Genomic DNA, 26,585 nt, shown 5'->3' with positions numbered 1-26,585 from the left:
GCAGCGATTACGTTCCGTGGCAATGTACCACATCACATTCACCGGCCAGAATCGGCATAGCGCTTTCCGGCCCCGCTCCAACCCGTTAAACTTGGCGCCTGTTTCCAGCACCGGAGTAGCACCTTATGCGACTTTATCAGGGTATTCGCAGCCTGATCCTGTCTCTTTTCCGCAAGATCCTGTTCCTTTGGGTCAGGACGGATGTCAGCGGCAACACCCTTGAAGCCCTCGGCCTCGATCCGCAGAAGCCGGTGTGCTATGTGCTGCAATACAGCTCGCTTTCCAGCCGACTGGTGCTGGAGCAGGAAGTCATCCAGGCCCGGCTGCCCGGTGCCACGCCGGTCCTGCCCGTCAAGAACGGGCCATCCCATTCGTTTTTCTTTCTGTACAAGCGGATTGGCGGCCTGTTCCGCGGCGGCCGGCACAAGCCCGTTCCCACCAGGGAATTCGGTGACCTGGTCCGTTTCGGGCTGGAACACCCCGAGCAGGACGTACAGATTGTTCCGGTTTCCCTGTTCTGGGGTCGCTCTCCGGACAAGGAAAAATCCTTGGTGAAGTTGCTGCTGTCTGACACCTGGTCTGTCGCCGGCCGTTTACAGAAGTTCCTGATTATCCTGGTGCACGGGCGCAACACCTACGTGCAGTTCAACCAGCCGCTGTCACTCAACCAGGTGGTTGAGGAATACCGGGATAACGAGCAGAAAGCCAACCGCAAACTGGCGCGCCTGCTGCGCACCCATTTCCGTCGGGTACGCCAGGCGGTACTGGGGCCAGACCTGTCCCACCGCCGCACATTGGTGGAAGGCCTGGTACGCACCCAGGCGGTGAAAGAAGCCATTCGCGAAACCGCCGCCAAGGACGATATTCCCCCGGAGAAAGTCCGGGCCAAGGCCTACAAGTACGCCGACGAAATCGCCGCCAGCATGTCCATTGTCACCATACGCTTCCTGGAACTGGTGCTGGCCTGGTTGTGGAACCGGATCTACAACGGTATTGCCATCAACAACATCAAGGTGGCCAAGGAAACAGCACAGGACAATGCCGTGGTCTATGTGCCCTGCCACCGCTCGCACATCGACTACCTGCTGCTGTCTTATGTGCTGTACAAGAACGGTCTGATGCCGCCCCACATTGCTGCCGGCATCAACCTGAACATGCCCGTTGTCGGGCCGATCCTGCGCCGTGGCGGCGCCTTCTTCATGCGCCGCAGTTTCCGTGACAATCCCCTGTACGCCACCGTGTTCAACGAATACATGCACGTGATGTTCACCCGGGGTTACTCAGTGGAATACTTCGTGGAAGGCGGCCGCTCCCGTACCGGCCGCATGCTGGCTCCACGGCCCGGCATGCTGTCGATGACGGTGCGCAGCTTCCTGCGGGATCACCGCAAGCCGATTGTCTTTGTACCGGTGTATATCGGTTACGAGAAAGTGATGGAAGGCCGGTCTTACCTGGGCGAACTCCGGGGCAAGAAAAAGCAGAAGGAAAGCGTATTCGGGCTCGCCAAGACCGCCCGCAAGCTCACCAACTCCTTTGGCCGGGTAGCGGTCAACTTCGGCGACCCGATTCCGTTAGCCGAGGTTCTGGACAACGTACACGACAGCTGGCGCGAAGAGGCCTACGATGCGGAGTTCAGGCCATCCTGGCTGCCGGATGCCGTCGACGCCCTGGCCCAGCGGGTTGCCAGCAACATCAACGCCTCGGTTGCGGTGAACCCCATTGGAATGACCGCCACCGTGCTGCTGGGCACCGAGCGCCTGGCCATGGACGAAGGCCAGCTGATCCGGCTGCTGGACCAGTACGCGAGCCTGCTGAAAGCCCGGCCCTACGCCGGCACCGTGACCCTTCCCGAGGGCAGCGGCAAGGACTGGGTGGCCTACTGTGAAAGCATGGGGCTGGTGTCCCGCCAGCCACAGAAGCTGGGGGACATCATCGGCCTGGAAGGCTCCAACGCCACCCTGATGACCTACTACCGCAATAACATCCAGCACCTGTTTGCCCTGCCGGCACTGGTTGTCAGCCTGTTCGAAAACAAGTCCAGCCTGCGCCGGGACAAAATCGTGTTCCTGGCCAGCGTGGCCTACCCCTACCTGCAATCAGAGCTGTTCCTGAAATACTCGCAGGACGAGATCGAATCCGTCATTAACGACTGGATTGATGTGCTGGTTGACCAGGGCCTGCTGGTGACCGTAGACGACGAACGCCTTAGCCGGCCGGAAGAAGGCACAGAAGCCATGCTGAGGGCGCGTATTTTGTCCCGGTTCATTATCCAGACCCTGGAGCGTTACCACATTGCCCTGGGCATTCTGCGTAAATACGGTTCCGGAAAGCTGACCGCCGCCGAACTGGAGGAACAGAGCACCCTGCTGGCCGAGCGGATGTCTATCCTGTTCGGGCTGAATGCCCCGGAATTCTTCGACAAGACCCTGTTCCGGAACTTCATTGCCAACATGCAGAAGGAAGGGGTTCTGACCACCGACGACAACGGCCTGCTGTGTTATGGCGAAGGCCTGGATGAGGTGGCCGAGGATGCTCGTCTGGTATTGAGTGTAGAGAAACGCCAGGCCATCCAGCAGGTCACCATGATGGATGCCTGAAACCGGTTGCCAGTTTGGGTCAGCCTCAGGCCGGCAGGGCTTTCAGGGAATAGATATCGTAGCGGCTGCTCTTGCCTTCGATGCGGGTAGCCGGTTCCGGACCTTCTACGGCCGGGGCCTTGCGGGGGCGTTTGACCACCACCCGGTAACGGGCAGCCTTCAGTGCCGCTTGCAGTAATTGAGCTGAATCATCGTCGTCGCCCACCACCTGCCGGAACACCTGCATTTCTTTTTTCACCAGGGCCGACTTGTCCCGATGCGGGAACATCGGATCCAGGTACACCACATCCACCGATTCCGGGTCAGCCTTCGCCAGCCAGTCAATGGAGCTGCCGGCTTCCAGGGTCATCCTGGCCACCACTGGAGCGCAATCCGGGTTCAGTGCAGCCCGGGCCAGCCCATCGGCCAGCAAGGCATGGATCACCGGGTTTCGCTCCAGCAAGGTGACGCGGCAGCCGAGGCCAGCCAGTACAAAGGCGTCCTGCCCCAACCCGGCCGTGGCATCCAGAACGTGTAAACCTGCGCGGGTCTTCTGCAAGCCCACTGCCCTGGCGACCAGCTGGCCCGTACCGCCACCGTGTTCCCGGCGATAACCCATCTTACCGGTAACAAACTCGGCCCGTACCGGGCCAGGCGCACCTTTACCGGTGATCTGCAGGGCCAGGCCCTGGTCGTCGGAATACAGAAGAATGGAGTAATCACGAACCTGTTGCGGCTTGACGACGCCCAACCAGGGCAGTGCCAGCTCCTCAGCCAGCGCTCGGGCCTGGTGCTGGTCACCCAGCGGGCTGCAGGCCACCGCAAGGGTGCCTGGCACGGAGGAAGGCTCAGTCACGGCCTGGCAGCTTTTTCCAGGCGACTTCATCGCGGATATAAACCGGCTGGGCCTGCTCCGCCGGCACCGCCTCACCCTGGCGGTAGCCCTGTTCCGCCAACCGGACAACTTCACAGGCCCGGGGTACCAGGGTGTCATCAACCACAGCGACGGTTTCCGCTACATCCGCAGGCATATCACCGGCGAAGGCCCAGCCGGAACCAACACCGATCCAGCGATCTGCACTGACATCCGGCAGGCTGACTGCCGATGGCGGGCATACCCGCTCGTCTGCCAGCAACACCGGCAGGCCGTCACGGCACTGGAAAGTGCCCCAGTAGACTTCACCCATGCGGGCGTCGAAAGCTACGGCTACGCAGGCCCCTTCGGGCAATTGATGCTTGTCGATGGCTTGCAGCGCAACAGCAGCCAGGGAAGATACCGGCACCACAGGGATATCCAGCCCCCAGGCCAGGCCCTGAACCACGCCGGTGGCAATGCGTAAGCCGGTGAAAGAGCCCGGCCCCCGGGCAAACGCCAGGGCATCCAGGCCAGAAGGAGTGAGCCCCTGCTCCGCGAGTAACTCACGCACCATGGGCATCAGAAGACGGGTGTGGCCCCGGGGGGCCACTTCAAAGCGCTCGGTAATATGGCCATCCATCAAGAGCGCGGCGGAGCAGCCTTCGGAAGACGTATCCAGTGCCAGTAACTTCACAGAATCAGTGCCTCCGGGGCCGCTCCGGCCTTGATATTACTTGAGTTGGGACAGGATCTGGTCGCGGATGCTGTCCAGGCTGCCAACACCTTCTACGCGCACGTACTTGGGTGCTTCAGACGGCGCCTTACCGGCCCAGTCCTGGTAGAAACCGATCAGCGGAGCGGTCTGGTCGTGGTAGATACCCAGGCGCTTGCGTACAGTTTCTTCCTTGTCGTCTTCACGCTGAACCAGCGGCTCGCCGGTTTCGTCGTCTTTGCCTTCTACCTTGGGCGGATCGTATTTCACGTGATAGATGCGACCACTGCCTTCGTGCACACGACGGCCAGACAGGCGGCTGACAATTTCTTCGTCTGCTACGGCAATCTCGACCACGTAATCAATGGCAATGCCCTGTTCCTTGAGCGCTTCGGCCTGGGGAATAGTGCGCGGGAAACCGTCCAGCAGGAAGCCGTTCTTGCAGTCCGGCTGCTGGATACGCTCTTCGATCAGCGCGATGATGATGTCGTCAGACACCAGGCCGCCGGAAGCCATGACTTCCTTTACCTGCTTGCCCAGCTCGGACTCGGCTTTGACCGCGGCCCGCAGCATGTCACCGGTAGAGATCTGGGGGATCTCGAAACGCTCGGTAATAAACTGGGCCTGGGTACCCTTACCCGCGCCTGGCGCGCCTAACATAATGATTCGCATAACGTTGTGCTCCCGTTGTCTTATATTATCGTTTGAAAAACTGCGGCAAAGACCCCTGCCTTTGCGGCAACCTCTCAACAGGATTCCAGGGGGTTAACGGCACACCTGCCCAGAATCGAGGCCGCATTATACGAAGTCAGCCCCCGCATAGAAAGTCGACCTCCGTATCATTGGATGAGTAACTGACTGAACTCAAGGTTCGAGGGGGATTATCAGGGCGTCCAGATCCGCCGACAAACTGCTGATTTCCTGCTGCACTTCTTCCAGTGCCACCGACCCCAGGCCAAGGGCATCGGTCAGTGCCGGTATATCATCCGGGCTGAGCTCGTCGCCAATCCCGCGCTTTTTCAGCAGGCCGTTGGCCAGTAAAACCATCCGCACGTAGTCTTCATCAGCGCCCTGATAGTCCGGGCTCTGGTGCAGGCCTGCGGCCTTGATGACCGGCTCCGGCAACTGCCATAAGCGGTACAGCAATCCGCCCAGGGTCGCATGCCCCATCGGTACGGTATCGCCGCCCTCGCCGGAGCCAAACACTTCACGCTCCAGCGAACGCATGTCGCTTTCCGGATTGATTTCCCGCAGCGCCTGCAATTCACGGAATTCAGACGGATACAGCCAGGCAATCAGCAGCAAACCGAAGTTGTGGAGCAGGCCGCACAGGTAGGCCATATCCTGGTCAAGCTCCAGCCGCTCCGCCAGTGCACGGCACATAAACGCGCAGTACAGGGAGTGGCGCCACAGGCTGTTGATGCCCAGCGCTCCGTCCCGGGCAACCCTGAACGAACGCACACCGGCTGCACCGCGGGCCACATGGGCCAGACGGTCCGCCCCCAGCAATTCTATCGCCTCTGCCAGGGATCCGTTCTGGCGGGTCTGCCCGAACAATCCGGAACGGGCGTACCTCAGTACCTGGGCTGCCAGGCCCGGGTCGATCCCGACCAGGTTCGCCAGTTCATCACCGTGCTGCTCCGGGTCTTGTGCCAGTTCCGCCATCCGGCCGGCCAGTGCTGGCATGGGCGGCAACCGGGTAAGGCCTTTCAGGCGGTCTGCCACCTTGTTCAGGGTCGGGGTGGCATCGGCTTCATCATCCCCGCCGTTACCCGCTTCATTACCGGTGAAATCCATTCTCCGGGCGTTGTCCAGGGCACGCTGGAATTCCTCGCCAGCCATCTGTATCAGAACCTGCTCACTGCCCGAGGTAAAACACACTTGCCGGGCACTGTAGATGTCTTCATCCACCAGCACGTCCAGGTCCCAGGCCGCGCCCACCGGCGGAATAAAGCCGGGATGGCAATCGTCAAAGAAGCTGGCGGCCTGCAAAGGCTCCAGCTGCTGCAAGGGCCGGCCCGTGAACTTGCGCAGCTGCGCAAGCGATGGCGGATTTCCGGCCCGGTGCACCACCATCAACAGGCCGCTTACATCGATCAGTACCGTGGCCACGGCAAAGTCAGCCGCCTGCCCGGACGCCCTGATCGCCTCATCCAGGTTGGTAACCGGCGCAATATCCACCGGTGTCCAGGCCAGCCCACGGCGGGCGAGGTATTGTTCCAGTCGCTCGGATACGTTCAAACGCATTGTCTCCCCGGCATCAGCCCGTGTTACGCATGCCGGCAGCAATACCGGCCATGGTAACTTTCAGGGCCCGCTCGACCATCTCCGGCACCTCGCCTTTGTCTTCGCTTTCCCGGTCACGGCGCAGCAGTTCCGCCTGCAGGTAGTGCAGCGGATCTGTGTAGGGGTTGCGAACTTTCATGGAGTGGGCGAACACCGGTTCGCCTTCCAGCAGATCCTGCTGCTCCTTGAGCTCCAGCAAGCGCGCAATGCATCCGGTCAGCCGATCCCGAAGGCTGGCGCCCAATGCCTTGAGCTTGTCGTCTTCCACCAGGGTCTGTTCGTAATAGCTGGCAATGCGCAGGTCGGCCTTGGCCAGTACCATCTCGAGCATATCCACGTAGGTGCGGAAGAACGGCCAGCCACGCATCATTTCCCGAAGTTCCGGCAGGCGATCCGCCTGTGCTGCCTCTTCAAGGGCCACATCGCTGCCCAGCCAGCTCGGCAGCATCAGGCGCATCTGGGTCCAGGCAAAGATCCATGGAATTGCCCGCAGGCTTTCCACGCCACCCGTGGGCTTGCGCCGGGCCGGGCGACTGCCCAGGGCCAGTTTGCCCAGGGCGGTTTCCGGCGTTACCTGGCGGAAATAAGGCACAAAATCCGGATTCTCCCGAACCACATCCCGATAGGCCTTCAGGGACCTTTCAGTCAGCCAGTCCATGGTTTCGCGCCAGCTGTCTTCCGGCTCCGGTGGCGGCGCCAGAGTGGCCTCGATAACCGCCGTGGTGTACAGGGTCAGGCTCTGCACCGCCAGCCGAGGCAGGCCGAACTTGAAGCGGATCATCTCGCCCTGCTCGGTAATCCGGAAACTGCCGTTTACTGACCCCGGGGGCTGGGACAGGATGGCCCGGTTGGCAGGGCCACCGCCCCGGCCTACCGTACCGCCGCGGCCGTGGAACAGGGTCAGGTGTACGCCATACTGGCTGGCCACCCGGGTCAGCTTTTCCTGGGCCTGGTACTGGGCCCAGGCGGCCATCAGCTGGCCTGCGTCCTTGGACGAATCCGAGTAGCCGATCATCACTTCCTGCCGGCCCTGACAGTATTCGCGATACCAGTCCACCTCGTACAGGGCGGCCATGCTGTCCGGCGCGCCCTGCAGATCGCTCAGGGTTTCGAACAGCGGCACCACCCGCATCGGGAACTTCATGCCGGCTTCCCGCAGCAGCAGGATCACACTGAGTACATCCGACGGCGTGCTGGCCATGGAAATCACATAAGAGCCCAGCGCTTCCGGGGTTTGTTGTGCCACGACTTCACAGGTGGCCAGCACTTCCCTTACCGGCTCGGAGGGTTCCCAGTTTCTGGGCACCAGCGGCCGGCGGCCCTGCAGTTCCCGTACCAGAAAGGCCTGGCGCTCCTGCTCTGGCCACGATAAATAGTCACCCAGGCCCGCGTAGTCCACCATCTCGGCCACCGCCTCGGCGTGACGGGTGGCTTCCTGGCGGATATCCAGCCGGATCAGCGGCAGCCCGAAGGTGTGGGCCCGGCGAATGGTGTCCAGCAGCGGCCCGTTGGCGATGTGCTCAAGGCCGCATTGCACCAGCGAGCGGTAACACAGCTCCAGCGGTGCGGTCAGGTCTTCGTTTTCGAACAGGATGTCAGTGCTGTCGGCCGGATCGCCTTTGACGCTGGCCTCGGCCCAGTCCCGGGTGCGGATCAGCCGGTCCCGTAACTGTGCCAGCACCTGGCGGTACGGCTCCCGGGAGTCACCGGTGACTGCCTGCAATTCATCACTGGCCTGCCACATCGAAAGTTCCGCCCGCAGGGCCTGGATATCACGCAGGTACAGGTCGGCCGCCATCCAGCGGCCAAGCAGAAATACCTGCCGGGTCACATCGTGGGTGACGTTGGGGTTGCCATCCCGGTCGCCGCCCATCCAGGAGGCAATCTGCACCGGTGTCGCCTGCAACGGCAGCCCCTTGCCGGTGGCATCTTCCAGGGAAGCATCCAGGCTGCGCAGAAACTTCGGCAGCGCCTGCCACAGGCTGTTTTCGATCACCGCAAACCCCCACTTGGCCTCGTCTACCGCGGTGGGCCGCTCGTGGCGGATTTCGTCGGTATGCCAGGCTTCGGCGATCAGCTGCGACAGGCGGTCGGTGATTTCACCCCGCTCCGCCGGCATCAGGTCATCATGGTCCAGCCGGGCCAGGCAGTCTGACATTTCATCGTATTTCAGGATCAGGGTACGGCGGGCCACTTCGGTGGGGTGCGCGGTGAGCACAAATTCAATACGCAGGTCGGCCACACGGCGATGCAGCTCTTCCGCATCAACGCCGCCGGATTTCAGCCGGTCGAAGACTTCGCTCAGGGATTCCACCATCAGGTCAGACGGGTGCCCCTGCTTTCGGCGAATACCGTGATACTGTTCGGCCAGGTTGGCCAGGTTGAGAAACTGGTTGAAAGCCCGGGTAACCGGCAGCAATTCGTTATCGCTGAGCTGGCGCAGCAGGGTTTCAAGCCGCTGGCCGGAACCGCTCTCCTGGCGGCGATCGGCTTTCGCCGCCGCCCGGATTTCCTCGATCAGGTCGAAGCACTCCTGCCCCGGATGCTGCAGAATGCTCTGGCCGAGCAATTCACCCAGTAAACGTACGTTCTCTCGCAGATCGGGATGCAGTTCTGTCACAGCGGGTTCCTTCTGTAGGGCGTAATCAGGAGAGAGTTACGATACTAAGGATTGCCCGGGAAAGTCTATCAGGCCTTGGGGTTACCCTTTTTCCACGCCCTTGACCCGCTGCCAGATGGCATCCAGCGCCTCCAGGCTTTCTTCGTCCATGTCACGCCCCTCGGCGGCCAGGATCTCTTCAATGGCCCGGAAGCGCATTTCGAATTTGCGATTGGTGCGCTTGAGCGCCTGCTCCGGATTCACTTTCATGAACCGGGCCAGGTTCACGCACACAAACAGCAGGTCGCCCAGCTCGTCTTCCACCGCATCCCGCTCGCCGGTGCCGTCTTCGGCGGCCTGCCAGGCTTCCTTCAGCTCATCGATTTCTTCGTGCAGCTTGTCGAACACCGCGCCGATCTCCGGCCAGTCAAAGCCGTGGCGGGCAGCGCGGCGCTGCAACTTCTCGGCCCGGGCCATGGCCGGCAGTGTGCGGGCAATACCGTCCAGGCGACTGACCAATGCATCGGCATCCGGCGCAGGCTTCTGCGCCCGCTCTTCCGCCTTGATGCGCTCCCAGCTTTCCTTGATCCAGGCTTCCGTGGGCCGGTTGTCCGGGTCTATTCGGCTTTCCAGGGTGCCCTCCGGAAACACATGGGGATGCCGGCGGATGAGTTTGCGCACCAGGTTGTCGACAATGCCATCAAAATCAAAGTGGCCCTCCTCCTGCCCCATCCGGGCGTAGAAGATCACCTGGAACAGCAAGTCCCCCAGCTCGTCTTTCACATGGGGGTAATCACCCTGCTCGATAGCATCCGCCACCTCATAGGCCTCTTCAATGGTATGGGGCACGATGCTGGCGAAGGTCTGCTTCGTATCCCACGGGCAACCGGTGGCCGGCTCCCGCAGGCGCGCCATCAGGGTTTTCAGGTCGTCGATGGAATAGCTCATCCGCGCTTTCGCCTTACGTCGATGATGTTCGGCAGGTTGCGGATCTGCGCCAGCAACCGCGCCAACTGTTCCAGGCTGGAGATTTCCACAGTCACCAGCATGGTGGCAGTGTTCTCGTCTTTATTGGTCTGGGTATGCAGCGACATGACATCACTCTTGGACGCCGACAGCACCTGGGTGATATCCCGCAGCAATCCAGACCGGTCGTAGGCCTCGATCTCGATATCCACCGGATACACCGCTACCGGCTGGCCACCCCAGTTCACTTCGATGATCCGGTTGGGTTCGAATTCCTTCAGGTTCAGGAACGTCATGCAGTCCTGACGGTGCACGGTAACGCCCCGGCCCACCGTAATGTAGCCACCAATCGGGTCACCCGGCAGCGGTTTACAGCACTTGGCCACCTGGGTTTTCAGCTTGCCCACACCCAGAATCTGGATATCCGATTCGGTGTCGTAGGCTTTTTTGCGGTTGCCAGTGAGTTTGAGATCCAGTTGCTCGGTTCTCGGCTCCAGCATCTGCTGGGCCACGTTAGCCACATGGGTGGGGCGCAAATCACCGGCGCCAACGGCGGCAAACATGTCTTCGGTGGAGTGGTAGTTGACCTTCCTGGCCAGGTCCGTCAAATCCACGTCATAGATCGACAGCCGCTTGAATTCGTCTTCCAGGATTGCCCGGCCATCCGAGATGTTGCGGTCCCGGTCCTGCTGTTTGAACCAGTGGGTGACCTTGGCCCGGGCACGGGAGGTCTGGATATAGCCCAGGCTCGGGTTCAGCCAGTCCCGGCTTGGCGCCGGGTTGTTGGAGGTCAGGATAAACACCTGGTCGCCGGTTTTCAGCGGGTAGGTCAGCGGCACAATCCGGCTGTTCACCCGGGCGCCCCGGCAGGCATGGCCGATTTCGGTATGTACGCGATAGGCGAAGTCCACCGGCGTGGCGCCCTGGGGCAGGTCCACCACATGGCCTTCGGGGGTAAACACATACACCCGGTCGGAGGCGACATCGGATTTCAGGTGGTCTGCCAGCCCGGACAAGTCACCCAGCTCTTCCTGCCACTCGAGTACCTGGCGCAGCCAGTTGATCTTGGCATCGTAGCCGGAGGACTTGTTGTTCTTGTCAGTACCCTTGTACAGCCAGTGGGCACAGACACCCAGTTCAGCTTCTTCATGCATGGCATGGGTACGGATCTGCACTTCCATCACCTTGCCCTCGGGGCCGATCACCGCCGTATGCAGGGACTGGTAACCGTTTTCCTTGGGGTTGGCGATGTAGTCATCAAACTCGTTGGGGATGTGCCGCCACAGGGTATGCACGATACCCAGTGCGGCGTAGCAATCCCGCACTTCCGGCACCAGTATCCGTACCGCCCGGACATCGTATACCTGGGAGAAATCAATGCCCTTGCGACGCATTTTGCGCCAGATGCTGTAGATGTGCTTGGCCCGGCCACTGAGGTCGCCCTTGATGCCGGAGGCCTTCAGCTCGGTCTGCAGGGTATCAATCACCCGGCGGATATAGCCTTCCCGGTCGAGCCGCTTTTCATCCAGCAGCTTGGCGATTTTCTTGTAGGCGGAAGCATGCAGGTAGCGGAAAGACAGGTCTTCCAGTTCCCACTTGATATGGCCGATACCAAGCCGGTGGGCCAGCGGCGCGTAGATGTCGAACACCTCACGGGCCACCCGCATACGCTTTTCTTCCGGGGCGTCTTTCACCGCCCGGATGGCACAGGTTCGCTCCGCCAGCTTGATCAGGGCCACCCGCACGTCGTCGATCATGGTGACCAGCATCTTGCGCACGTTGTCCAGCTGGCCTTCACTCTGGCCCAGCACGTTGCCCTTGAGCGGATGGTGAACCGACGAGATCGCCGCCATCTGCTGCACGCCGTTGATCAGCCCGGCTACTTCGTCACCGAATTCCTTTCGGATTTCTTCCAGGGCGACCCGCTCTTCCCGAACGGCCCGATAGAGTACGGCAGCCACCAGGCTGGCCTGGTCCAGGTGCAGTTCCGCCAGCACCTGGGCCATTTCCAGCCCGGTTCGGAAGCTGCTGGAACCGGGCGTCCACAGGCGGTCCTCACGGAACGCCTGCAGTGCAATCAGGGCCGCTTTCTCGCAGGCCAGTCGCAGCTGGTCCGGCTTATCCAGGTGCGTCAGCTCGGCAATGTGCTGAACCCAACGGTCAAGATCCACTTCACCGTCGCCGGTTACCCCGTACTCTTCCCTAACTTTAACCATAGCAATAACTTACCTGATAGATTTCCGGCCTTGCCCCCGCCCGTCCGGAGCGTCGGCGAGGCCGGTTTCCCCATACCGGTCAGCGCGGATCGCGCTCGAACAGGGCAATAGACTCAACATGGGTGGTGTGCGGGAACATGTCCATCACACCGGCGCGCACCAGCCGGTAGCCGTTACGCACCAGGACACCGGCATCCCGGGCCAGGGTGGCCGGGTTGCAGGACACATAGACAATCCGGTTGGCGCCAAAGGCAGTCAGGTACTTGCAGATATCCTCGGCACCGGAGCGGGGCGGATCGATCAGTATCTTGTCGAAACCTTCCTTCGCCCAGCCCTGGCCGGTGAAGTCGCCGTGCAGGTCTGCCCCGAAAAACTCCACATTATCCAGGCCGTTCAACCGTGCATTTTCCCGGCCACGAACCACCATGGCATCGTCGCCTTCCACACCCACAACCTGGCCACCCTTGCGGGCCAGTGGCAGCGTAAAGTTACCCAGGCCACAGAACAGGTCCAGCACCCGCTCGCCAGGCTGGATATCCAGCCACTCAACCGCCCGGTGCACCATGTCCCGGTTGATACCGGCATTCACCTGGGTGAAGTCCATGGGATGGAACTGCATGGTCAGGTCGAATTCATCCATACGGTAGGCCAGGCGTTCGTCGTCCCGGCCTGCCGATTCCGGCCAGATCCGGTGCACGGTGTGCGGGCCCTTCGGCTGCAGGTAGATATGCAAGTCGTGGGCCTGGCCAAAGGCAATCAGCTTTTCCCGGTCTTCCGGCACCAGCTCGTCCATGTTACGGAACACCATGGCGGCAACGTCGTCGCCACAGGCCACTTCCACCTGGGCGATGCGGTCAAACGCGGCCATGCCGTGAAGTAGCTCCCGCAGCGGCGTGATGCGCTTGCCGATACGCGGGTCCAGCACCACACACTCGCTAATGTCGGTCAGGAAGCTGTTGCGCTTTTCCCGGAATCCCACCAGCACCGATTCCCGGGCCTTTACGTAACGTACCCCGAGCCGGGCCTTACGGCGGTATCCCAGGGTATCCGGTGAACGCATGGGCTCGATCCACTGCTCCGGCTCTATGCCCCCGAAATGGGCAAAGTGCTCCCGCAGGGTGTCTTCCTTGAACCGGATCTGGGCATCGGCGCTCATATGCTGCAGGCTGCAGCCGCCGCACAGGTCGGCAAATTCGCAGGGGGGCTGCTGGCGGTCAGGGGCAGCTTCCAGCACTTCCAGGGTGCGCAGTTCGTCGAACTTGCTGCGGGTGCTGACCATCTTTGCCATCACCGTTTCCCCGGGCAGGGCGCCGTCCACAAACTGGACTTTGCCGTCGGTTCGGGCGATGCCACGGCCATCATGGCCGAGGGATTCAATTTCACAACGCACGGGTTCTTGCGGCAGAACCTTGCGGCGGCGCTTACTCATATTGGCTGGTCTCTTGAAGATTAACGATTCAGGCGCCCGGGAATACACCGGTAGACAGGTAACGGTCTCCGCGGTCACAGATAATGGCCACGATCACCGAGTTTTCAACCTGGCCAGACAGCTTGAGCGCAGCCGCAATGGCCCCGCCCGAAGACACACCACAGAAGATGCCTTCTTCACGGGCCAGGGCCCGCATGGTGTCTTCCGCTTCCTGCTGGCCGATGTCCAGCACCTGGTCTACCCGGGCGGCATCGTAGATTTTTGGCAGATAGGCTTCCGGCCAGCGCCGGATACCGGGAATGGAGGCGCCGTCTTCCGGCTGAAGCCCGATAATACGGACATCCGGGTTGCGCTCTTTCAGGTAACGGGACACGCCCATGATGGTGCCGGTGGTGCCCATGGAGCTGACAAAGTGAGTCACCTTGCCCTGGGTCTGTTCCCAGATTTCCGGACCGGTGCTGCGATAGTGGGCCAGGGGGTTATCCGGGTTGCTGAACTGGTCCAGCACCTTGCCCTTGCCTTCGGCTTCCATACGGATTGCCAAATCCCTGGCGCCTTCCATGCCCTGGTCGCGCGTAACATTCACCACTTCCGCACCATAGGCACGCATGGAGGCCCGGCGTTCTTCGCTCAGGTTATCGGGCATGATCAGCACCATCCGGTAGCCCTTGATGGCAGCGGCCATAGCCAGGGCGATACCGGTGTTGCCGGAGGTGGCTTCAATCAGGGTATCACCCGGCTGGATTTCACCCCGGCGCTCGGCTTCCTGGATCATGCTGATGGCGGGCCGGTCCTTCACCGAACCAGCCGGGTTATTACCCTCCAGCTTGGCCAGAATGACATTGGAGGTATTGCCCGGTATCCGCTGCAAACGAACCAGTGGCGTGTGGCCGACATAATCTTCAATGGTGGGGAAAATCATACGCAAACCCTGTGATACACTTTCGGCTTTGAATCATACGCGGGATGGCGGCCACAGTCATTCCGATCCGGATCATCTATGCTGACAGGGAAGTACCCGGTATTGGCTGCCAACACAGCACCGGGCTCGTAAGACTGACGGGAACACAGTATGCGGCGTTGGGGCATTCGAAAAAAAGTTCTGGTGGTGACCCTCGTTCCCACCCTTCTGACCACCCTGTTGCTGGGCCTGTTCTTTACCTACAGCTGGGTGAAGAACATCGAAAACCTGCTGAACGACCGGGGCGAATCCCTGTCCCGCCAACTGTCTGCCGGTGCCGAGTATGGCCTGTTTACCGCCAACCGCAGCCTTCTGAGCAGCCTGTCCACGGCACTGCTGGAAGAGCAGGATGTCCGCTCCATCACCTTCTTCGACCGGGACGGCCAACGCCTGCTGCACAGCGGCCCCGGCAGCACCGAAACCATTCCTGCCTCGGCCCTCGGCTCGGAAAGACCGGTCAAGCTGAGTTCAGACAGCAGCACCCGGTTTGTCACCCCGGTGTACCTGCAAGACCTGATGATCGAAACCATGCTCGACCCGGACGCACGGGAATCCGCCACCGAGCTGGCTGAGCCCCTGGGCTGGGTGGCGGTAGAGATGTCTCATATCCGCACCGAAAAAGAAACCTACCAGGCGCTGCTGATCTCCCTGATGCTGGTGGTTGGCGGCGTGCTGCTGAGCCTGCTGGTTTCCCTGCGCCTGAGCCGGGCCTTTACCGACCCTGTATTCCAGCTGAATGAAGCGGTGGCCAAGCTCAAGGAAGGCAAGCTGGATACCCGGGTATACACCCAGGCCGGGCCGGAGTTTGAACAGCTGGAATCCGGCCTGAACGAGATGGCGTCGGAGCTGAGCCAGGCCCAGGCAGAAATGCAGCAGAACATCGACCAGGCCACCGGAGATCTTCGGGAAACCCTGGAGACCATCGAGATCCAGAACATCGAACTGGACTTTGCCCGCAAAGAGGCGCTGGAAGCCAGCCGGATCAAATCGGAATTCCTGGCCAACATGTCCCACGAAATCCGCACGCCGCTGAACGGCATTATCGGCTTCACCGAATTGCTACTGAAAAGCCCTTTGCCAAGGCAGCAGCGGGACCACCTGAACACCATTCGCAAGTCGTCGGAAATCCTGCTGACCATCATCAACGACATCCTGGATTTCTCGAAAATCGAAGCCGGCAAACTGATCCTGGACCGCGTGCCCTTCCAGCTGCGGGATATCGTGGAAGAGGTAATGGTAATGCTGGCACCGGCGGCCCACGCCAAGAACCTGGACCTGGTTCCGCTGGTCTATAACGACGTGCCGGACAACATCATGGGCGACCCGCTCCGGGTCAAGCAGGTGATCACCAACCTGGTCAACAACGCCATCAAGTTCACCCAGACCGGCGAAGTCGTGCTGCGCGCCAGCCTTGAAGACGAAGACAAGGAAGCCAACCGGGTCACCCTGCGCCTGAGCGTAACCGACTCCGGGGTGGGGCTGTCCCGGGCCCAGCAGCAATCCCTGTTCAACGCCTTCAGCCAGGCTGATGCCTCCACCGCCCGGCAGTATGGCGGTACCGGGCTGGGGCTGGCGATTTCCAAGCGCCTGGTCGAAGAAATGGGCGGCGAAATCGGCCTGGAGAGCGAACTGGGCCGGGGCTCGACTTTCTGGTTCACGCTGACACCGGAACTGTCCGTCACCGGCGAGGGCTCCTTCTCCAGGGAGGCTCTGAAAGGCGAGCGGATTATCTATCTTGAGCACCAGAAAACCACCGGGCTTGCGGTGGAACACCTGCTGCGGGAATGGGGCGTGGCGGTTGACCGGGTGGCCTCGCCCGGCGCCCTGATGGAACAGGTAGAAGAAGCCCAGCGCCGCCAGGAAGGCTATGCCGTTGTCCTGCTCGGCATTACCCGGCACCTGCTGAACTCCAGCCAGTATTGCAGCCTGGTGCGCAGCCTGGAGGTGGAGCGGGACTGCCGCACCCTGCTGCTGACACCCACCCTGGAGACCCACGACCTGCCGCTGTCCGGGCTGGCCAGCGGTCACCTGACCAAGCCGGTGTGCCGTGATCCCCTGTATGACGAATTACTGCTGCTGATTCACGGAATCCATACCGGCAGGGGCACCCTGCCCCAGCCCGTGCCCGGCACAAGAACCTCCGGCGCCGGCCGGGTGCCGCGCATCCTGGCGGTGGATGATAACGAGGCTAACCTGAAGCTGGTAATGACCCTGCTGAAAGATTGCCGCCTGGATGCCGAGAGCGCCTCCAGCGGCTTCGAAGCCCTGACCAAAGCCCGGCAGAAGCCCTTTGACCTGGTGTTCATGGACCTGCAAATGCCAGGCATGGACGGGGTGGAAACCACTGCCCGTATCCGGGCCCTGGATTCCGGCTCCCATCAAACGCCGATCATTGCCCTGACCGCCCATGCCCTGGCCGACGAACAGGAAAAACTGGCCAAGCAGGGCTTTGACGGCTACATGCCCAAGCCCATCAGCAGCGCCCAGCTGATTGAACTGGTAAGGGAATTCACGGGCTACGAGTGCTCCGGCAGCCAGCCCCGGTTCAAGATTTCCGAGGTGCGGGATACCCGGCGCGGTCTGCGGCCGTCTAACCGCCGGACGCACCAGGATTGCGTAAGTATTGACGAGAGTATTCAGCTGGCCGCCGGCAAGGCTGACCTGGCGGAGGAGCTGTTCAGCATGCTGCTGGAACAGCTGCATACCGACAGCAAGGCCATCCCCGAGCTATGGGAAAAGCGGCAACTGGATGTTCTGCTGGAGTGTGTGCACAAGCTCCACGGCGCCACCCGCTATTGTGGCGTTCCGGAGTTGCGCACGGCCACCAACCGGTTTGAAACCGCCCTGAAGTGCCAGGCCCAGGACTTGGAAATCCAGAAAGACCAGCTGCTGACCGCGATGGCCCGACTGCAGGACTGGAGCGAGCAGACCGACTGGCAGCAACTGTTCCGGGAACAGCACCAGCCGGCCACCAGCCCGCAAGCCTAGCGGCGTACGCTATCCAGAATCGCCCGCATATCACGCACGGCCTCTTTCAAGCCGGTAAACACGGCGCGGGCAATAATGGCGTGGCCGATATTCAGTTCATTGATGCCCTGAATGGCCGCCACCCGCTCGGTGTTATGGTAATGCAGGCCATGGCCGGCATTGACGATCAGCCCCTTCTTGCGGGCATAGGCCACGGCATCCGCCAGAATCCGGAAAGAGGCACCGGCCTGCTCCGGGGTTTCTGCCTCGGCATATTCCCCGGTGTGCAGTTCCACCACCGGTGCACCACAGCGCACCGCAGCGTCAATCTGGACCGGGTCCGGATCAATAAACAGTGACACTTCTGCGCCGATTTTCGCCAGCCGTTCACAGGCCCGGGCCACCCGGTCTTCCTGGCCATCCACATCCAGCCCGCCTTCGGTGGTCAGCTCTTCCCGCTTTTCCGGTACCAGGCACACACACTCCGGCCGTACCTGTTCGGCAAAGGCCAGCATGGCGTCGGTCACCGCCATTTCCAGGTTCATCTTGGTCTGCAGCACTTCTTTGAGCAGCAATACGTCCCGGTCCTGGATATGCCGGCGGTCTTCCCGGGGGTGAATGGTGATGCCGTCTGCGCCGGCTTCCTCTGCCACCAGTGCGGCCTGCACCGGGTCCGGATAACGGGTACCCCGGGCCTGGCGAAGGGTGGCCACGTGGTCGATATTAACTCCGAGCAACACTCTGGGGTTCATTACGTTCTCCCTGAAGACGAAACCGTCTGGCTGAAAAGATTGCGGCTGTGCAGGGGCTTACCCTGCAGAAGGTAGTCTACCAGTACACGCATCACCCGCTTGGCGGTTTTGCGGCTGGCCTCACTGGTGTAGTCACCGGCGGCGAGGGCTGTCAGCACCTCCCCGGGCAACTGGTTCAGGCGGGCATCACGGCTGGCCGCGGACACAATGCCCTGGGCCGGGTCGTACCCGTATACCTGGCCGGCGCTGACCGGCAAGCCGGTATCGGTGGCCTGGTCCCAGGCAAAGTCATAGCCCAGCGCGGAACAGAACTCCCGCTCGAAGCGACGCAGCAAGGGCTCCAGATCACCCCGGCCAGCCAGGCCGGTCAGCGCTTGCAGGGTATCGATATAGCTGGCAAACAGGGTGGGATAAGGATCGGCAACCGGCAAGACCCGTTGCAGCAACTCGTTGATGTAAAGGCCACTGTAGAGCGACAGGGTCTTCCTGAGCAACGGTGCAGAGCGCACTTCCAGCTGCACCAGGGTTTTCAGGTCACTGCGGCCGGTCCAGTCGACCAGCAAGGGCTGAAACGGCTGCAGCTGGGCCTTGAGGGGGCTTTTTGCACTGTTGGCACCCCGGGCAACCAGGCTCATGCGGCCATGGTTGAGGGTAAACAGGTCCACCAGCAGGGCGGTTTCCCGCCAGGGCCGGCGGTGGATCACATACGCCGGCTCTTGCTGCACAGCTCCCTTCGAGGCCACCATGGCGGCCTCAGAAGTCGCTCATGCCCAGACTTTTCAGGGCCCGGTCGCTGTCTGCCCAGCCCCGCTTAACCTTGACCCACAGCCGCAACATCACCTTGCAGCCGAACATCTTCTCCATATCCATGCGGGCATCCTGGCCAATCTGGCGCAGGCGCTCGCCCTTATCACCGATGATGATCTTCCTCTGGCCTTCACGCTCGACCAGGATCAGGGCCGAAATATGCAGGGTTTTGCCCTGATGTTTGAACTCTTCAATTTCGACCGCCACGGAATACGGCAATTCCGCGCCCAGTTGCCGGGTGATTTTCTCACGCACCATTTCCGAAGCCATGAACCGCTCGCTGCGATCCGTAATCTGGTCATCCGGGTAGAAATGCACACTCTCCGGCAGATACCGGCCCACCGCTTCTTCCAGTGGTTTCAGGTTGGTCTCTTTCAGGGCCGACAGCGGAATAATCTCGGCGAATTCCCGCTTCTTCGACAGCGTTTCCAGATGTGGCAGCAGCAAATCCCGCTTCTCGATCTTGTCGACCTTGTTAACCGCAAGGATGACCGGGCACTTCAGGCGCTTCAGCTTTTCCAGCACCATCTCGTCGGCGCTGGTCCAGGCGAGCTGGTCCACCACAAACACCACAACGTCTACATCGATCAGGGCCGATGTCGCAGCCTTGTTCATGTAGCGGTTCAGGGCCCGGGGCTCTTCTTCGTGCATGCCCGGGGTGTCTACATAGATGGCCTGCACCGGACCCACGGTCTTGATGCCCAGCACCTGGTGGCGCGTGGTCTGGGGTTTGCGGGAGGTAATACTCAGCTTCTGGCCGAGAATATGGTTCAGCAACGTGGACTTGCCCACGTTGGGGCGCCCCACGATGGCTACGAAGCCACAACGGCTGTCCGGATTCTCCGGGCGGGTAATATCATTCATCAGTCGTTCTCCACGCCCAGTTGTTTCAGGGCACTGCGGGCGGCCTGCTGTTCAGCAATACGGCGACTGCTGCCGGTGCCGGAGGTTTTCCGATCCAGTGACGGCAGGGCGCAGGACACATGGAAGGTCTGGTTGTGGGCTTCGCCGTCCACGGAAATCACTTCATACCGGGGTAACGGGAACTGCCGGGACTGCAGGTATTCCTGCAACCGGGTTTTCGGATCTTTCTGGGTATCCTGGATATCCAGTTTCGCCAGCCGCTCCTTGAACCAGCGCAGCACCTGCTCGCGGCAGGTGTGAAAATCACTGTCCAGGTAAATGGCCCCGATGATGGATTCCACGGCATCCGCCAGGATGGATTCCCGGCGATAACCACCGCTTTTGAGTTCACCGGAACCCAGGCGAAGATACTGGCCCAGCTGGAACTCCCGGCCGATTTCCGCCAGGGTCACACCTTTGACCATGCGCGCCCGGAGGCGGCTCAGCTGGCCTTCCCGGGCTTTTTCGAAGTGGAGGAACAGATGTTCGGCAATCACCATATTCACGATGGAATCGCCCAGAAACTCCAGCCGCTCGTTATTCTGGTTGCCGTAGCTTCGGTGGGTCAGCGCCAGCAGCAACCGTTCAGGTTCCCTGAACTGGTAGCCGATCCGGCGCTGTAACTGATCAAGATCTGGTTGTGAACTCACTTGCCCTCTAACTCATACTCGTGCTGGAAATGAACAATGCTGTCCACATTCCCGATGATATTGTTGCGAACCTCATAGTCCACCTTGATCACCACAAACTCACCGTTCTTTTCCACAGTGATGTTCTTGGCATCGAAGCCCCGGACGTTATTGACGCTCAAGCGTTTGTTGATCAGTGTGCGTACCTGTGCCGGCCCCATCTGCTCGAGACCGTCAGTACCGTCAAGGCTTTCCAGTGCTTCCTGGATGGTAATGTCATCAATGTAGGCCGGCCCGATCTTGATCGCCAGGGTGAGCAGCGCACCGAAGAACAGCGCAATGATCATCATGGCCAGTGCGCCGCCTTGTTGCTTTTTCAGGCCTGCAGGAGTTTTGTTATTCATTCTTTTCTGTCTCCGGAACAATGGTTTACTCAATAGAGCCTACACGATCAAAAGATGGCAGACTTGTCAGCGATTGCCAGTGCATCCAGATTGCAAACGCCTTGCCCACCACCAGGTCGTCCGGCACGGTGCCCCAGAATCGGCTGTCGTTACTGTTGTCGCGATTGTCGCCCATAACAAAGTAATGCCCTTCCGGCACCACCCATTCGCCCTCACCGGTACCGCTGACACGGCCCATGGTCAGGTATACATCATGCTCTACCGGCCCCAGCTGCTCGCGCCAGCGCTCCATCGGTGGCAAACGCGCCACAAAGTCCCGGGCCACCGGCTCGTTGTTGATGAACAGCTGCTTGTTACGGTAGCGGATATGGTCACCCGGAAGGCCGATCACCCGCTTGATGTAGTTGGTGGAACCGTCTTCCGGGTAACGAAACACCATCACATCGCCCCGCTCCGGATCGCCGATTTCAACAACCTTGGTACCGGCGACCGGCAGGCGCAGGCCGTAGGCATACTTGTTGACCAGGATAAAGTCGCCCACTTCCAGGGTGGGCAACATGGAACCCGAAGGAATCTGGAACGGCTCGATCAGGAACGACCGCAACACCAGGACCACGGCCAGCACCGGGAAGAACGACCGGCTGAGGTCCACCAGCCAGGGTTCGGCTGGTGCTTCCTCGGCGGGGGCATCCTCTGCCCCGGCAGCCGCCAGGCGCCGCTTTTTCAGAACCAGTTTGTCGGCAAGCCAGATCACACCGGTTACCAATGTCAGAACTACCAGTACCAGTGGAAAATCAATGTCCATCCGGGCGCCTTAGTTTTAGTTATCGACTTTCAACACGGCAAGAAACGCTTCCTGAGGCACCTCGACATTGCCCAGCTGCTTCATACGTTTTTTACCTTCCTTCTGCTTCTGAAGCAGTTTCTTCTTACGGCTGACGTCACCACCGTAACACTTGGCCGTTACGTTCTTGCGCAGGGCCTTAACGGTTACCCGGGACACCACCTGGGTGCCAATCGCAGCCTGGATGGCGATATCGAACATCTGCCGCGGAATCAGCTCTTTCATCTTTTCGATAAGCTGCCGGCCCTTGCGATGGGCCAGGTCTTTGTGAACGATCAGGGCCAGGGCGTCTACCCGCTCGCCGTTGATCAGCACATCCAGTCGCACCAGGTTGGCCGTCTGGAAACGCACAAAGTGGTAATCCAGTGAGGCAAAGCCCCGGCTGGCCGACTTGATGCGATCGAAGAAATCCATCACCACTTCCGCCATGGGCAACTCATAGCTGACCTGCACCTGGGTGGACATAAAGTGCATGTTCTTCTGAACGCCGCGCTTTTCCTCGCACAGGGCAATCACGTTACCCAGGTGTTCCTGGGGCACCAGGATATTGGCTTCTACGATCGGCTCGCGCATTTCCTCGATGGAGCCAATATCCGGCAGCCGGGAAGGGTTGTCCACCGACAGGGTCTCACCCTGCTTGGTGACCACTTCGTAGATAACCGTGGGCGCGGTGGTAATGAGGTCAATGTCATACTCCCGCTCCAGTCGCTCCTGGATAATCTCCATGTGCAACATGCCCAGGAAGCCACAGCGGAAGCCGAAGCCCAGGGCATCGGAGTTTTCCGGCTCGAAAAACAGCGAAGCATCGTTCAGGGTCAGCTTTTCCAGGGCATCCCGGAAATCGTCGTAATCATCGGCGCTGACCGGGAACAAACCGGCATACACCTGCGGCTTCACTTTCTGGAAGCCCGGCAGCATCGGGGTTTCTTCAGCAAACTTCTGGTGCACGATGGTGTCGCCCACCGGTGCCCCGTGAATGTCCTTGATGCCCGCCACCACGAAGCCCACATCGCCGGCTTCCAGGACATTGGTATCGGTAGGCTTCGGATTGAAAATACCGACCTTGTCCGCGTTCCACGCTTTCTTGGTGGACTTGATGACAATCTTGTCGCCCTTGCGCAGCACCCCTTCGGTGACCCGCACCAGTGACACGACACCCAGGTAGTTATCAAACCAGGAGTCGATGATCAGCGCCTGCAGCGGTGCACTGCGATCCCCTTTGGGGGGCGGAATCTTCTTGATCAGGTCTTCCAGCACATCCTCGACACCCAGGCCGCTCTTGGCGCTGCAGCGCACGGCGTCAGTGGCGTCGATTCCGATAATGTCCTCGATTTCTGCGGCTACCCGGTCGGGCTCGGCCTGCGGCAGGTCCATCTTGTTCAGGACCGGAACAACTTCCAGCCCCTGCTCGATGGCGGTGTAACAGTTGGCCACAGACTGGGCCTCGACACCCTGCCCGGCATCCACCACCAGCAGCGCACCTTCGCACGCATACAATGAGCGGGATACCTCGTAGGAAAAATCCACGTGGCCAGGGGTATCGATAAAATTCAGCTTGTAGGTTTCACCATCTTTGGCGGTGTAGTTGAGCGTTACGCTCTGAGCCTTGATGGTGATGCCCCGTTCCCGTTCGAGGTCCATGGAGTCCAGGACCTGTTCGGCCATTTCACGGTCCGTCAGGCCACCGCAAATCTGGATAAAGCGGTCCGCCAGCGTGGATTTACCGTGGTCGATGTGGGCAATAATGGAAAAGTTACGGATTCGGCTCAGTTCAGTCACAGACAATGATTACTCATATAAGACGTAGGATTGAGCCCGGAGGGGCCGCTACCGGGATCCGGGAACGGCGTGATTTTACCGGTTACCGGCCGTCATTGCCATGATCAGGAAATCAGCGGCTTCTCGTACTGGCGAATCAGGAACCCGATCAGGGCATCTTCGTCCAGCGGATAGCTGAACAGGTTACCCTGCCCCTGGGCACAACCGGCGGATTTCAGGAGGTTAAGCTGCTGCATGGTTTCCACCCCTTCCGCCACAACGGTCAGGTGCAGCTGGTGCGCCAGGGCGATAACGGCCGAGGCCACGTCGGTAGCGCTGACATTGTAGGGAATGTCCCGGATAAACCGGTGATCAATCTTGATCACGTTCAGCGGTAACTGCTGCAGGGCAGCCAGAGAGCAGGAACCGGTGCCGAAGTCGTCCAGGATCAGGCACACACCAAGATCACTCAACGACAACAGCAACTCCCGCACCAGTCTCGGGTCTTCATTGAGCAGCTCGGCGGGCATTTCCAGCTCCAGCCGGTCCGGTGATACCCCGGTTTCAGTAATCACCCGGCGCATCAGATCCGGGAAACCGGAATCTGTGAGCTGCCGTACCGAGAGGTTCACCGCCATTTTCAGGGATTCAAAGCCCGCCCGCTCCAGCGCCTGTACCTGGATGCAGGCCTGGCGCAGGGCGAGCTCACCGAGGCGGATGATCAGGCCGGTTTCCTCTGCCAGGCTGATAAACTGCTGCGCCGATACCAATCCCTTTTCCGGATGATGCCAGCGCAGGAAGGCCTCTACCCCGATTACCCGCTGGCTGGCCAGGTCCAGTTTCGGCTGGTAATGCAGTACAAACCGGTCGCCTTCCAGGGCGGTTGCCAGCTCTTCCTGCTGCAACAGCCGCCTGGCCGCCTTGATATTCATCGCCGGGGTAAAGAACTGATAGGTGTTGCGGCCGACCTCCTTGGCCCGGTACATGGCGAGGTCTGCGTATTTCATCAGGGTGCCGGCATCTTCGCTGTCGTCGGGAATCATGGTGATCCCGATACTGACAGTTACCCCTACCTCGTGCTCGTTCAGGCGGATACGCTGGCAAAGCCGGCGCAGAATCGACTCGGCGACCCGCCCTGCAGCGTCGGAATCGCTGATACGCGAAAGCAGTACCACAAATTCGTCACCACCGAGCCGCGCCACCGAATCTTCTTCCCGGACACAGCCCTGCAGCCATTGAGCCACCTGGCACAGCAGTTCATCACCGGCGTCATGGCCGAGGGTGTCGTTGATTCGCTTGAACCCGTCCAGGTCCAGGAACATCAGCGCGGCCGGTTCACCACTGCGCCGGCACCGGCGCACCACGTGGTCCAGCCGGTCCCGGAACAGCTGCCGGTTTGCCAGCCCGGTCAGCGGATCGTAGAAGGCCAGGCGATGCAATTCCGACTGGGCCGCCTTCAGCTGGGTAAGGTCCCGCAGGCTGAGCACAACGCCATTCACCCCGGGAACCGTCAGCATGGCGGTGTAGGTACCTTCCATATCGCGCCAGCGGCTTTGGGCATCCCGTATCCTGGCACGCACCACCGGCATCTGCTTGCCCGGCTCTGCCATCGCATCCTTGAAGCCGCGCTTCAGGGCCGACCAGTCGTCCGCATGCACCAGCTGGTCAAACTCCAGCTGATCAACGGCGTCCGGATCAAAGCCCAGAATATCCTTGCTGGAGGGGCTGGCGTACAGGGCATGGCCCTCTTCATCCAGGACCAGCGTTACGTTGGCGGCCCCCTCGGTAATGGCCCGGTAACGGCCGGCGCTGGCCTGGGCAATCATCCGCGAACGGATCAGGGCGAGGGCAAACAGCCAGAGCAACAGGCTGATGGCCAAGCCGGAGCCCAGCACAATCGGCGGGCGCGCGTCAGAGGCCAGGTAATCAAAGGCTGGAGTGGAGCGGGTTTGGAGCAACCAGTCCCGGCCACCGAGCGACACGGTCTGGCTCATTTCAAAACTGAAATCGTTTTCCAGGGAACCGAGGTTGGAGCCGTACATCAGGGTGTCGCGGGACACTACGCCGTTATCGTAGATGCGAACGTCCAGGAACGGGGAGATCAGCCCGACAATGCCGTCAAACAGACTGTTCATACGAAAGGCACTGAACACATAGCCCGCCAGCATCATGCGTCGCTCGGCCCGGATTTCCGGCACCTCACCGCCCTGAAAAACCGGGTAATACATGAGAAAGCCGGCCTGGTCTTCATCAACCGATTCCTGCACCAGCACCACCTTGCCGGTAACCATAGGCACTGCGGCATCCCGAGCCCGCTCCATGGCACTCCGGTGCACCGGGTCGCTGAACGCATCGTACCCCAGTGCCCGCCGGTTCCTGTCGGTACCCGGCTCCAGATACACCATGGGGTAATAGTAGGGCCCCTTGCCCAGCGGCCGGACCAGGTAATCGTATATCCCCTGGGCCCGCACCGAAGAGATGTGATCCGCCATCTGTCGCACGCCAATGCGCTCGACAAACCCGATACCCTCAATGCCCGGGTAGTAGCGGTTGATGTCCACTTTATTGACGTACTCGCTCCACTGCTCTCGGGTAACGCGGCCACTGACAGCGAACAGCCCGGCGCTGCCGGCCAGCACCTGCTCGTAATTGAGCAAACGCTCTTCAATGGCAGTTCTCAGCTGAAGGGACTGGGTACGGAAGCGGGCCTCGGTGCGATCTTCCACCAGGCGGATGGACAATTGCCAGAGCAGAATGGTGGCAATGACTGAAACCAGGAACACGCCCCAGGCAACCCAGGCGTTCCGGAATTTCAGCAACTTACGGAGGGGGAGTTCCTTTTTTGTCATCATTTCCGGCGATCCGTGCCATAGCCATCGTTATTATCGGTCGAAAAAGTATAGCAAAAGCCCCTGAGCGT

19 protein-coding genes are annotated in these 26,585 nt (G+C 60.7%); 2 read left to right on the top strand and 17 right to left on the bottom strand.

Going from position 1 to position 26,585, the window contains the following annotated elements; translation table 11 throughout:
- Window positions 1-125: 125 nt before the first annotated feature.
- Entirely contained in the window at window positions 126-2,597 is a 2,472-nt protein-coding gene (plsB, locus tag B9Q17_RS07205; RefSeq protein WP_094624690.1) for a glycerol-3-phosphate 1-O-acyltransferase PlsB, read from the top strand.
- Window positions 2,598-2,622: 25 nt separating this feature from the next.
- Here plsB and B9Q17_RS07200 read toward each other — a convergent pair whose 3' ends face one another.
- The 9 genes from B9Q17_RS07200 to cysM all read right to left on the bottom strand — a co-directional run bounded on the left by B9Q17_RS07200 (window position 2,623) and on the right by cysM (window position 14,562).
- Entirely contained in the window at window positions 2,623-3,462 is an 840-nt protein-coding gene (locus tag B9Q17_RS07200; protein WP_094624689.1) for a class I SAM-dependent methyltransferase, read from the bottom strand.
- Window positions 3,425-4,126 (bottom strand): tRNA (adenosine(37)-N6)-threonylcarbamoyltransferase complex dimerization subunit type 1 TsaB, encoded by a 702-nt coding sequence (gene tsaB / locus B9Q17_RS07195; protein WP_094624688.1) that lies wholly within the window; start codon window positions 4,124-4,126, stop codon window positions 3,425-3,427. Before tsaB ends, B9Q17_RS07200 begins: the two co-directional genes overlap by 38 nt.
- 36 nt (window positions 4,127-4,162) lie before the next feature.
- Window positions 4,163-4,816 (bottom strand): adenylate kinase, encoded by a 654-nt coding sequence (gene adk, locus B9Q17_RS07190; RefSeq protein ID WP_022988866.1) that lies wholly within the window; start codon window positions 4,814-4,816, stop codon window positions 4,163-4,165.
- A gap of 192 nt (window positions 4,817-5,008) precedes the next feature.
- The gene (locus B9Q17_RS07185) at window positions 5,009-6,391 is read right to left on the bottom strand and encodes an HDOD domain-containing protein (RefSeq protein WP_244177329.1); all 1,383 of its coding nucleotides are present in this window, start codon (window positions 6,389-6,391) and stop codon (window positions 5,009-5,011) included.
- Window positions 6,392-6,404: 13 nt separating this feature from the next.
- The gene (gene ppc / locus B9Q17_RS07180) at window positions 6,405-9,050 is read right to left on the bottom strand and encodes a phosphoenolpyruvate carboxylase (RefSeq protein ID WP_094624687.1); all 2,646 of its coding nucleotides are present in this window, start codon (window positions 9,048-9,050) and stop codon (window positions 6,405-6,407) included.
- A gap of 81 nt (window positions 9,051-9,131) precedes the next feature.
- Window positions 9,132-9,977: a nucleoside triphosphate pyrophosphohydrolase gene (mazG, locus tag B9Q17_RS07175; RefSeq protein ID WP_094624686.1), complete on the bottom strand. Its 846-nt coding sequence runs from the start codon at window positions 9,975-9,977 to the stop codon at window positions 9,132-9,134.
- A complete protein-coding gene (relA, locus tag B9Q17_RS07170; RefSeq protein WP_094624685.1) occupies window positions 9,974-12,211 on the bottom strand; it encodes a GTP diphosphokinase in 2,238 nt (745 codons plus the stop codon). Before relA ends, mazG begins: the two co-directional genes overlap by 4 nt.
- Before the next feature lie 79 nt (window positions 12,212-12,290).
- Window positions 12,291-13,640 carry a 23S rRNA (uracil(1939)-C(5))-methyltransferase RlmD gene (gene rlmD, locus B9Q17_RS07165; protein WP_094624684.1) on the bottom strand — a complete coding sequence of 450 codons (1,350 nt, stop codon included), beginning with the start codon at window positions 13,638-13,640 and terminating at the stop codon, window positions 12,291-12,293.
- 28 nt (window positions 13,641-13,668) lie between these two features.
- Complete coding sequence (cysM, locus tag B9Q17_RS07160; protein ID WP_022988872.1) at window positions 13,669-14,562, bottom strand: cysteine synthase CysM; 894 nt, start codon at window positions 14,560-14,562, stop codon at window positions 13,669-13,671.
- Window positions 14,563-14,712: 150 nt separating this feature from the next.
- On the opposite strand from cysM, the gene B9Q17_RS07155 reads away from it, so the two are divergent.
- Window positions 14,713-17,589: an ATP-binding protein gene (locus tag B9Q17_RS07155; protein WP_094624683.1), complete on the top strand. Its 2,877-nt coding sequence runs from the start codon at window positions 14,713-14,715 to the stop codon at window positions 17,587-17,589.
- On the opposite strand, the gene pdxJ is transcribed toward B9Q17_RS07155, so the two are convergent.
- From pdxJ to B9Q17_RS07115, 8 genes are all read right to left on the bottom strand, one after another.
- Window positions 17,586-18,320, bottom strand: a complete 735-nt coding sequence (gene pdxJ, locus B9Q17_RS07150; protein WP_094624682.1) for a pyridoxine 5'-phosphate synthase — start codon at window positions 18,318-18,320, stop codon at window positions 17,586-17,588. The two genes, B9Q17_RS07155 and pdxJ, sit on opposite strands and share 4 nt — an antisense overlap.
- Complete coding sequence (recO, locus tag B9Q17_RS07145) at window positions 18,320-19,066, bottom strand: DNA repair protein RecO (protein ID WP_094624681.1); 747 nt, start codon at window positions 19,064-19,066, stop codon at window positions 18,320-18,322. Before recO ends, pdxJ begins: the two co-directional genes overlap by 1 nt.
- Before the next feature lie 7 nt (window positions 19,067-19,073).
- Window positions 19,074-19,991, bottom strand: a complete 918-nt coding sequence (era, locus tag B9Q17_RS07140) for a GTPase Era (RefSeq protein ID WP_022988876.1) — start codon at window positions 19,989-19,991, stop codon at window positions 19,074-19,076.
- A complete protein-coding gene (gene rnc, locus B9Q17_RS07135; protein ID WP_036219388.1) occupies window positions 19,991-20,680 on the bottom strand; it encodes a ribonuclease III in 690 nt (229 codons plus the stop codon). The genes era and rnc overlap by 1 nt, the downstream gene beginning before the upstream one ends.
- Window positions 20,677-21,063: a DUF4845 domain-containing protein gene (locus B9Q17_RS07130; RefSeq protein ID WP_094624680.1), complete on the bottom strand. Its 387-nt coding sequence runs from the start codon at window positions 21,061-21,063 to the stop codon at window positions 20,677-20,679. The genes rnc and B9Q17_RS07130 overlap by 4 nt, the downstream gene beginning before the upstream one ends.
- A gap of 25 nt (window positions 21,064-21,088) precedes the next feature.
- Window positions 21,089-21,868: a signal peptidase I gene (gene lepB / locus B9Q17_RS07125; RefSeq protein WP_094624679.1), complete on the bottom strand. Its 780-nt coding sequence runs from the start codon at window positions 21,866-21,868 to the stop codon at window positions 21,089-21,091.
- Window positions 21,869-21,883: 15 nt separating this feature from the next.
- On the bottom strand, window positions 21,884-23,686 hold the full coding sequence (gene lepA / locus B9Q17_RS07120; protein ID WP_094624780.1) for a translation elongation factor 4: 1,803 nt from the start codon (window positions 23,684-23,686) through the stop codon (window positions 21,884-21,886).
- Window positions 23,687-23,790: 104 nt separating this feature from the next.
- On the bottom strand, window positions 23,791-26,517 hold the full coding sequence (locus tag B9Q17_RS07115; RefSeq protein ID WP_094624678.1) for a bifunctional diguanylate cyclase/phosphodiesterase: 2,727 nt from the start codon (window positions 26,515-26,517) through the stop codon (window positions 23,791-23,793).
- Window positions 26,518-26,585: the final 68 nt, after the last annotated feature.

It is taken from the genome of Marinobacter vinifirmus (assembly GCF_002258215.1).
Lineage (GTDB): Bacteria > Pseudomonadota > Gammaproteobacteria > Pseudomonadales > Oleiphilaceae > Marinobacter > Marinobacter vinifirmus.
This window is presented reverse-complemented; position numbering and strand designations above follow the sequence as displayed.